At 47.1% G+C, this 8,594-nt stretch carries 9 protein-coding genes; 4 read left to right on the plus strand and 5 right to left on the minus strand.

The features are described from left to right. The 3 genes from ACQY6Q_RS05815 to ACQY6Q_RS05825 form a co-directional block, all read right to left on the minus strand. Nucleotides 1–450: collagen-binding domain-containing protein (locus ACQY6Q_RS05815; RefSeq protein ID WP_427978994.1), on the minus strand; the 450-nt coding region annotated here is incomplete at its 3' end. 228 nt (nt 451–678) lie between these two features. Beyond that, the gene (locus ACQY6Q_RS05820) at nt 679–1,776 is read right to left on the minus strand and encodes a DNA alkylation repair protein (RefSeq protein WP_427978996.1); all 1,098 of its coding nucleotides are present in this window, start codon (nt 1,774–1,776) and stop codon (nt 679–681) included. Between the two features lie 27 nt (nt 1,777–1,803). Beyond that, nucleotides 1,804–2,250, minus strand: coding sequence for an HNH endonuclease (locus tag ACQY6Q_RS05825; protein WP_427978998.1), 447 nt, complete (start codon nt 2,248–2,250; stop codon nt 1,804–1,806). A gap of 150 nt (nt 2,251–2,400) precedes the next feature. Here ACQY6Q_RS05825 and ACQY6Q_RS05830 point away from each other — a divergent pair, with 150 nt between their 5' ends. After that, nucleotides 2,401–2,946: a thioredoxin family protein gene (locus tag ACQY6Q_RS05830; RefSeq protein ID WP_427979001.1), complete on the plus strand. Its 546-nt coding sequence runs from the start codon at nt 2,401–2,403 to the stop codon at nt 2,944–2,946. A 53-nt stretch (nt 2,947–2,999) separates the two neighbouring features. On the opposite strand, the gene ACQY6Q_RS05835 is transcribed toward ACQY6Q_RS05830, so the two are convergent. Further along, nucleotides 3,000–4,034 carry an acyltransferase gene (locus ACQY6Q_RS05835; protein WP_427979003.1) on the minus strand — a complete coding sequence of 345 codons (1,035 nt, stop codon included), beginning with the start codon at nt 4,032–4,034 and terminating at the stop codon, nt 3,000–3,002. A gap of 171 nt (nt 4,035–4,205) precedes the next feature. Here ACQY6Q_RS05835 and ACQY6Q_RS05840 point away from each other — a divergent pair, with 171 nt between their 5' ends. Continuing rightward, nucleotides 4,206–5,612, plus strand: a complete 1,407-nt coding sequence (locus ACQY6Q_RS05840; RefSeq protein WP_427979014.1) for a sensor domain-containing diguanylate cyclase — start codon at nt 4,206–4,208, stop codon at nt 5,610–5,612. Nucleotides 5,613–5,648: 36 nt separating this feature from the next. Here ACQY6Q_RS05840 and ACQY6Q_RS05845 read toward each other — a convergent pair whose 3' ends face one another. Further along, complete coding sequence (locus ACQY6Q_RS05845; RefSeq protein WP_427979006.1) at nt 5,649–6,179, minus strand: DUF4136 domain-containing protein; 531 nt, start codon at nt 6,177–6,179, stop codon at nt 5,649–5,651. Between the two features lie 148 nt (nt 6,180–6,327). On the opposite strand from ACQY6Q_RS05845, the gene tcdA reads away from it, so the two are divergent. Both tcdA and ACQY6Q_RS05855 read left to right on the plus strand, forming a co-directional pair. Further along, nucleotides 6,328–7,104 carry a tRNA cyclic N6-threonylcarbamoyladenosine(37) synthase TcdA gene (gene tcdA, locus ACQY6Q_RS05850; protein WP_427979009.1) on the plus strand — a complete coding sequence of 259 codons (777 nt, stop codon included), beginning with the start codon at nt 6,328–6,330 and terminating at the stop codon, nt 7,102–7,104. Nucleotides 7,105–7,202: 98 nt separating this feature from the next. Continuing rightward, nucleotides 7,203–8,594: methyl-accepting chemotaxis protein (locus tag ACQY6Q_RS05855; RefSeq protein WP_427979012.1), on the plus strand; the 1,392-nt coding region annotated here is incomplete at its 3' end.

The following is an 8,594-nucleotide window of genomic DNA, read 5'->3' on the forward strand; positions in this document are numbered from 1 at the left end:
ACTTGGCAGGCTGGCGAAATAGGCAGAGTCCGCACGCAGCTCCGCTTCCACCGCCGCAAAGGTCGCAGCCAAATCGAATGGGTTAACCGCATTAATGCTTTGAACGGAGCTACCGCCACCATTAAGGTTAACATTACCCGCAACATTGTAAGCACCGCCATAACTTAAGCTGCCCGCGTTAAGGTTAATGTTAGAGGCATTGACATCACCCACTATGGTCACCGTGTCTACACCCACGCTAGTGGTTTCACGAATAGCAAAAGTTGGCGAATGCCCAGCTGCGTTTAAACTACCACCTAACAGCGTACGGCCTTCTACTTCACCACCTTGGTAGTGGTAATCACCGGTCAAAATGAGCTTGTAATCGTTAAGCACGCCGGCCTGAGCGCTAAGTGAAAATGCCCATGCAGCAGCCAGACTAAGCAAACGACGAGAAATCCCCAAATACATAAAAACTTTTCCTATCAGTACAGCGCTTGCTCAAAAATAACACAAATAAAATTATATTAATATTTTTCAAGCAATTACAAACAAGCATAATAAATTGACCAAGCCGATAAGCAGGAATCGAACCAACTTTCAAAAGATCATACAAATCATGTAATTGGAGCAACGACTCTAATAAATAAACATACAATATGGCATACACTGTAAAAAACGTTGACAGTCAGGTGCAGCTTAATCCTCCAGGTAAAATGTCCTTCTCGCCACTTCCTGCCCGTTTACATGCAGGGCAACAGAATGCTCTCCAGCATAATAGTTACGAGTAGAAATTGGCTTAAAAGAATGGCTTTTTTCCATAGCAAAACACTCATCTTTCCTTAAGGCTATATTTTTTAACTTAAATACCTTGGCAGCCTTCTGGCCATTGGCCTTCATGAAATGTACGGCGTAATCTACCACCCAGTTTTGCTGTGGCTGGGTAGCTCGCAGGGCAAAACCAAAAGTGAGCGCCTGCCCCTGCTTCACTTGCGGCTCTAGTAAGGCAAACTCTTCTACTACTAGCGCGGGCTCGGCGGTGTAGCCCAATAAGGTAAAGCTTCTCGGGTGGCCTTGTTTTATTAAACTTCGGGTAGCATGTTTAATTAGCCAATGGCGCTGTTTAGTCGCATTTTCCAGCCAAGCCTGACACACATCTAGCACCCACTCTGGGTGGTCTTTGCTAATGTCATTAAGGTTATTTGCTACCGAACGGCGCACGTACAAACTAGTATCATCCTTTAGCGCATCTAATATCGGTAATATTGGGCGAGGATCGGCAATTAAGTCCTTTAATTGTTTTCCCCAAGGCAAACGTGGGCGACAGCCTTCACTGGCTAAACGCCGCAAATGCTCGTCCTCAGCCTGGCTCCAAACCAATAACTGCTGCCAGCTTTGTTCTGGGTAACGCTCGATAAAAGGGCGAATAGCAAACTCGGCGCTAAAGCGAGGCGTTAAAGCCGCCAGCACCGTATAGGCTAATTGCGGTTGCTCAAGACCGGCAACGGCAACATAGTCAATTAAGGGCCACACCGCAAAGCCGCTCATTCGCTCTGCTTCTGGCAAAGCATCCCAATAGTCTGGCAAGGCGGTTAATAACTTGCCGCTATGGGCGAAGTCCTGCGGCAGATTCTGCACTAAGGCATTAATAATATGCTGCACTCGTTGTTTAAGCTCTAAGCTGGCCAGTCCATCGCTGGCTAAAGCCACAAACTGCTCACGCTTAAAATCTGGGTAAACGGCCAGCAAACTATCTGCCATCGCTTGGACTACCGCTGTGGAAAGGCTGTTTTTCATTACCTGCTGCTCACTGTGCTTAACTGTTTACTCGCGCCATTGTCGCTGCGAGAGGTTAGATTTTCCCAAGTTACATGCCGCGCATAATATTTGTAAATTATCGATATCTAAGGCCAATTCAGGATGACTTGAGCGCGGTTTGATGTGGTCGACATGAAGTACGGTATTAGGGTCATGCGCTGGCGAAGCCCCGCAACAAGCACAGCGATTATTATCCCGCTCAAATACTTGTCTACGTAAGTTCAACCAGGCTTGGCTGCTGTAAAAATTAACCGCTTGAGTTGACTCTAGATCCAGCTCACTGGCATCACTAAAGCTAAGTGGAGCTTCATCCGGGCTGTATAAAATGGCACGGCATCTCTCGCTAGACTGATGTTGTTGCAACCAGCGCAGTATCGCGCGCTTGGCTCCGGCCTCGGTTTTATAAGTCTTTCTACGCGTATTGCCCGAGAGGGCATAACTCACTTGATACATATTTCTCCCACACGGCAAGCTGATGCGAAGTAAACAGCATAAGGGAATTAATTCAGCGGCGAAAGATGAGCTAAGTTTGTTTTACTACAAGGATATTTACTCAATGGGCTCGGCATAATCATCGCTTACTTTCTAGGGAAGGAGATAATCATGTTATTTCGTTTAATCTTGGCTGGCCTATTGCTGCTTAAGCTCACAGCAGCCACAGCCTTCGAAAATACCGACACCACCACCTTTAAACCCAATAGCCGCGAAGTCGCCCACTTCCAAGATCAATACGGAGAAATGAACAAAAATGTGCCTTGCCCCTGTATCTTTGACCAAGGGCGCTACTTTTACCAACAAGAAATCAATGCCTTAGGCTATGTTTGGGGCTGTCGTGAATATAACGCCGAAGGCTTGTGCCTAGACATTATTCGCCGTCCACCCGCACCCTTTAAAATACTGGCCTTTGTGGCTAACTGGCATCAACAGAGTGAAATATTTGCCGATTTAGTACAACTGTATAACGCCGAACACCAACCACAAATTGAGCTGGTGAATGTCGACGAGCAGCCAGCGCAGTTAGAACAGTATCGCCTAACAGAAATGCCGGTATTACTGTTATTACAAGACCAAACAGAGATCGACCGCCTCACCGGGCTGCATTCACGCAGTCAGTTCAGCCAATGGCTAGAAAAAAAACTTAACCACTAAAACGGCCTAAGGGGCTTGGCAAACCAAGCCTTTATTTAACATGCTAGTCGCAACTAAGGCACTAGCCAGCGGGTAACGCTAGAGCGGGTCAACAACCACGAGAAAGCAAAGGCTAGTACCATCACTACGGCAGTTAATACCACTAAGGCGATACTGGAGTGAGCAAACCACTGATACACGCCATTAGCCGGGTCGCGAACCGGAATAAGCAGCAAGGGATGCACTAAGTAGATACCAAAGCTGTATTTAGACACCGCTTTAATCAAGGGACGAGCCCCCTGCGGAACCCTCTCGGCATAAGCTTTAACCAATACAAATAAGCTAATGGCAATCACCGCAGTATTGAGGCTCTTATAACCCATAAATACACTACTGTATTCGCCTTGTAGCCAAATATAATAAGCGCTACCCAGCACATTAAAAGCCAGCATGGCCGCGCCGGTAGCCAGCCAAAATTTAAGCTGGCCACGTTGATCATGATTAAACAAGTACCAGCCCATCAGCAAATAACCCGAGTACATAATAATATTTTGCCGTAATGGCGTTTCTACCTTTAGCCAATACATTAGCGTAAGCACTAACCAAGCCGCCAATAACAATAACACCCGCTGCTGCTCCATTTTATTCACCAGTGGCGCCAATAGCGGGATCACGAAATACAAGGGAATAAAGTCGTAAAAAAACCACAGGTGATACCAGGTATGCTCATTAGGCGAGTTCTCCAGTAGCTCGGCACTCACCTGCCAAGACCAAATCCCATCTTGAAAACCACCAATCAGAGCGTAAATTACCGTCCATGCTAAAAACGGTAGCAGTACTTTCGCCAACCGACGCCGCAAGTAATAAGCGGCATTAAACGGACGTTGATCCGACATCAATAGCGCCCCACTCACCATCACAAATATTGGCACCGCCCAGCGGCTCATTGCGTTCAGGCTGACCGGCGGCAACCACTGATGCCAAGGCAATTCAGGCACCCACTCTCGATACGGACCAAGTACGTGAATTACAACAACGGCAATAGCCGCGATAAAACGCAAACATTCAATATAAAACAGTGCGGGTCTAGCGGCTGGAGCTTGAGCCATGATGGGTGCAACCTTGAGCTAATAGAAATCGAATAAGCGGCGAGTCAGTTGCCTCGACCTAGCTTTAACTTTACACTAACAGCTTGAATAAAGGCCAGTTTGCAAGGAGTGCAATTGCCCAAATTTAGTCCATGGACTGACAAACGTAAGTTCATCTTACTGCTGTCTGCGATGTTGCTGTGTGCCTTTTGGTTATGCGCTTGGTTGAGTTATCAAGTGGCTTATCAGTCCTTAAGAGAGCAGGTCGAGAATAATCACCTTCCTCTTACCAGCGATAATGTCTACTCTGAGATTCAACGCGATCTATTACAGCCGATATTTATTTCTTCATTAATGGCGCAAGATACCTTCGTGCGAGATTGGGTGATTAACAACGAACAAACCACCCAAGACATTATTCGCTATTTAACGAACATTCAGCAGCGCTATCAAACCGTCACCGCCTTCTTTGTTTCACTAGAAACAGGCCGCTACTATCATCCCAATGGCATACTTAAAACCTTGTCGATAAATAACCCCGACGATGCGTGGTTTTACCGAGTCATTCAGCTACCACCCGAGCAAGACTATGAAATCAATATTGACTATGACACCGCCGATACCAGCCGCACCACGGTATTTGTTAATTACAAAGTGTTTGATTTTAACAACCAATTGATTGGCGTGACTGGGGTTGGCTTAAACATAGAGGCGGTTAAGCAGCTAATTCAGCTCTATCAAAACCGCTACCAGCGCAGTGTCTATTTCATTGACCCGCTAGGTAACCTGAGTTTAAGTGGTCCCGACTATACTGGGCCTCGCAATATTAGTTTACGCGAGGGCTTGGCCGAACATGCGGCCGAGTTACTCAGTCAGGCTAATGGACGTTACCGCTTTAAAGACCACCACCAGCAGTACTATTTAAATGCCCGTTATATTCCAGAATTTAACTGGTATCTAATTGTAGAGCAGCAAGATTTACCGGCGAGCGTGCAATTAAAACACACCCTGTGGTTTAACTTAGCCATCAGCAGCTTAATTACGCTACTAATGTTAATACTGGCTAACCTCACCCTCGGTCGCTATCAACGACGCCTAGAAACCCTGGCCACCACCGACAAATTGACCGGAGTTTATAATCGACAAAGCTTTGAATTCCATCTAGAACAAGTATTGGATATTCAGCAACGCGCCAAACAGGCTTGCTCGTTGATCATCTTTGATATTGACCATTTTAAACAGATCAACGACCAACATGGCCATTTGGTTGGAGATGAAGTGCTCAAACAAGTCTCCAAACTCTGTCTAGAACAAGTGCGCCAATCAGATGTGGTTTGTCGTTGGGGCGGTGAAGAGTTCATCGTATTACTGCCCAACTGTGATGCCTTAGCCGCTTTTGAAGTGGCAGAAAAAATACGTCTTACCATTAACCAACAAGCATTTGAGGTCAATCAACACCAGATAAACCTCAGCATTAGCTGCGGGGTTGCGCAAATCAAAACCCACGAAGTCTTAGCCAGTTTATTAATAGATAGAGCCGACAAGGCAATGTATCAGGCTAAACAGCAGGGACGAAATCGTAGCCAAATTGCCGAGTAGCAGAAAAAACCACCGGCTGAGCCGGTGGTTTGCTGTTTAAGCCTCAGGCTTAGGTGGGTAACTTTCTAACATCAGGCCAAGCTGTTTTTGAATAAACTCAGCACGCCTTTCTGGGCCCATGGTTTCACCCAGTTTACTTTGAGAAATAGAGCGCCAAATTAGGCTTTTGGCCTTAGGGTCGATAAACTCAACCACCAACTTACCGTATTTTCTTTCTTTATAGCGATCCGGCGAACTCACTCCAATCATGCCGTGGCGCGAGCCCATACCAAAAGTAAAGTTGCCCCCAATGGCTTCTAATTCGGTAGCCTCATCAATTCGATAGGCCACCAGCATATCGGCTTGCTCCAGCTCCACCGCTTGCAAGCCTTTAGCTTGTAACTGCTTAACCAGCTCAGCTTGAATACGCTGCTCATCAATGCTTAATACCGCATCTTCCGCCAATGGGGCGAAAGCAAAATCCTTGTACTGGGAGAAGTCCTGATCCACGTTATAGTCTGTTGCTGGTCTAATGGTACATGCCGTCAAAGAGACTAAGCACAACAGCACACTTAAAAATCGAAACATAATTAACTCCAGTCATTTAGGCTAAAACTCACCTTGCTTAAATCTACCACAAGTCTTGGCAAATTTGCGGCTGAGTTTTATTCAGCTAAAGCTGACTCAAGCAGCAGCGCTTTGCTATAATCGCCCGGTTATTTTTTTAAGGTTGATCATGTCTCAGTTTTCACAACGTTTTGGCGGCATTGCCCGTCTGTATGGGCAGCGCGCGCTGACTACCTTCCAACAAGCCCATGTGTGCGTGATAGGCATTGGCGGCGTCGGTTCATGGGCGGCAGAAGCACTCGCACGTAGCGGCATTGGTCATATCACCCTGATCGATCTTGATGATATTTGTACCACTAATACCAATCGACAAATCCACGCCTTACAAGGCAGTGTGGGCCAATCAAAAACCGCAGTAATGCGCGAACGGATCTTGCAAATCAACCCCGACTGCGTGTGTCACGAAATAGAAGACTTCGTCACAAAAGATAATCTGAGCCAATACATCAGCCAAGACTTCGACTACGTGATTGATGCTATCGACAGCGTCAAAGCCAAGTCTGCGCTGATTGCTTACTGCAAGCGTAACAAGATAAAGCTGATTACCGTGGGCGGCGCCGGTGGCCAAATAGATCCCACGCAGATCCAAATCAGCGATTTAGCCAAAACCATTCAAGACCCATTGGCCGCCAAGGTACGCAACGAGCTGCGTCGTTTTTACAACTTTAGTAAAAACCCTAAACGTAAGTTTGGCGTAGACTGTGTTTATTCCACCGAACAACTGATTTACCCCAGCAACGATGGTGAAACCTGTATGGCCAAACCCGATGCCGGTGGCAGCATGCGCATGGATTGCAGCAGCGGCTTTGGCGCAGTAACCCATGTTACTGCCAGTTTTGCCTTTGCCGCAGTATCACGAGTACTGAAAAAACTGGCCGCCAAATAAGGCTTAATTAACGCTAGGGGCCCCAAACCGGCCCCGACAAACTTATCTCACTCTGTTACGACTGTTCTATGCTTAAGTGTCTGCATAGGAGAGTCGCCATGTTTTGGGATAATGCCAGCTTACGTTTTAAAATATTATCGGTAATGTTTATTTCGTTACTCATAGTGATTGCCGTAGGCCTGTTTACTGCTTTTAAACTGCAACAAACCGCCAATAGTTTCGACCAACTTACCCACACCGAAATCTACCTAGAAGAGAAAACCCTGCTAGCGCATTTGGCCTTTAAAACCCAAGTACAAGAATGGAAAAACGTATTATTACGTGGCCACGATGCCAAGCAAAACAGCAAATATTGGGGGCAGTTTTTAGAGCGCCAACAGCACGTACAACAACAAGTGAGTGAGCTGGCCAAAGAGCTGCAAAATGCTCACTACCCGGAGCTGGCCCAAATTGCTGAGAACTTTCTCAACTCTCATAAAACCATGGGCGAGGCCTATCGCCAAGGCAAAGCCAAGTATGAGGCGGCAGGCTTCGATTTTAAAGTCGGCGATGCGGCAGTTAAAGGCATCGACCGCGCCCCTTCTGATGCAATGAATCAACTCAGCGAAAAGTTAGCACAACTCACCGCTGACCAAGTCGCGCGGCATACAGAACAAGCCGCAAAAGTCAGCACCCTCAGTTTTGTTATTATTGGCGTAAGTGGTTTAGCGGTATTAGTGGTGAGCTTCATGTTTATGGATCGCCAGTGCATTCGCCCAATTAACAGCATAGTCGAAGACATCGAGATCTTGGCCGACGGCAAACTCAATGTCACCATTCATTTAAGCCGTGGCGACGAACTAGGCAAACTGGCTAATGCCACCCGTAAGCTACAACGCTTTTTACTGGATACCGTCACCGACCTGAGCCAGTCAGGAGAGCAACTACAACACTCCTCAAAAATGTTACACAGCATGTCTAGCGACCTTGCAGAAGGGGTGAACCAACAACGCGAAAGCTCTGATTTGGTTGCCACCGCTATTCAAGAAATGTCGCATTCGGCGAATGAAGTCTCGCAAAACGCCTCTACCACCGCCGATACCACTCACAATACCGACCTCACCGCCCACAACGGCGCCGATGCCATGAAACAGGTTATCACTAGCATCCAATCGCAAGTTACCGATATTAGCCATGCGGGGGATGTGGTGAAGAACCTAGCGGCCGACAGCAACAATGTAGGCGCGGTGTTAGATGTAATTAAAGGCATTGCCGAGCAAACCAACCTACTGGCCTTAAATGCCGCGATTGAAGCGGCCCGCGCCGGAGAACAAGGGCGAGGTTTTGCAGTAGTGGCCGATGAAGTAAGAACGCTGGCACAGAAAACCCAACAAAGCACCAGTGAGATCCAAGCCATTTTGGAAAAAATACAAAGCGGAGCCAATAACGCGGTTAGCGCTATGCAACAAAGCCAAGACCGCACCGACGAAGTGGTGCAACAAGCACAATCT

Origin of the sequence: Agarivorans sp., from assembly GCF_050295395.1 — a bacterium.
Lineage (GTDB): Bacteria > Pseudomonadota > Gammaproteobacteria > Enterobacterales > Celerinatantimonadaceae > Agarivorans.

Bases quoted from the DNA above. Each gene is read 5' to 3' on its own strand.
- ACQY6Q_RS05835 (WP_427979003.1), bottom strand. From the start codon at position 4,034: ATGGCTCAAGCTCCAGCCGCTAGACCCGCACTGTTTTATATTGAATGT.
- ACQY6Q_RS05820 (WP_427978996.1), bottom strand. From the start codon at position 1,776: ATGAAAAACAGCCTTTCCACAGCGGTAGTCCAAGCGATGGCAGATAGT.
- ACQY6Q_RS05830 (WP_427979001.1), top strand. From the start codon at position 2,401: ATGTTATTTCGTTTAATCTTGGCTGGCCTATTGCTGCTTAAGCTCACA.
- ACQY6Q_RS05845 (WP_427979006.1), bottom strand. From the start codon at position 6,179: ATGTTTCGATTTTTAAGTGTGCTGTTGTGCTTAGTCTCTTTGACGGCA.
- ACQY6Q_RS05825 (WP_427978998.1), bottom strand. From the start codon at position 2,250: ATGTATCAAGTGAGTTATGCCCTCTCGGGCAATACGCGTAGAAAGACT.
- ACQY6Q_RS05840 (WP_427979014.1), top strand. From the start codon at position 4,206: ATGTTGCTGTGTGCCTTTTGGTTATGCGCTTGGTTGAGTTATCAAGTG.
- tcdA (WP_427979009.1), top strand. From the start codon at position 6,328: ATGTCTCAGTTTTCACAACGTTTTGGCGGCATTGCCCGTCTGTATGGG.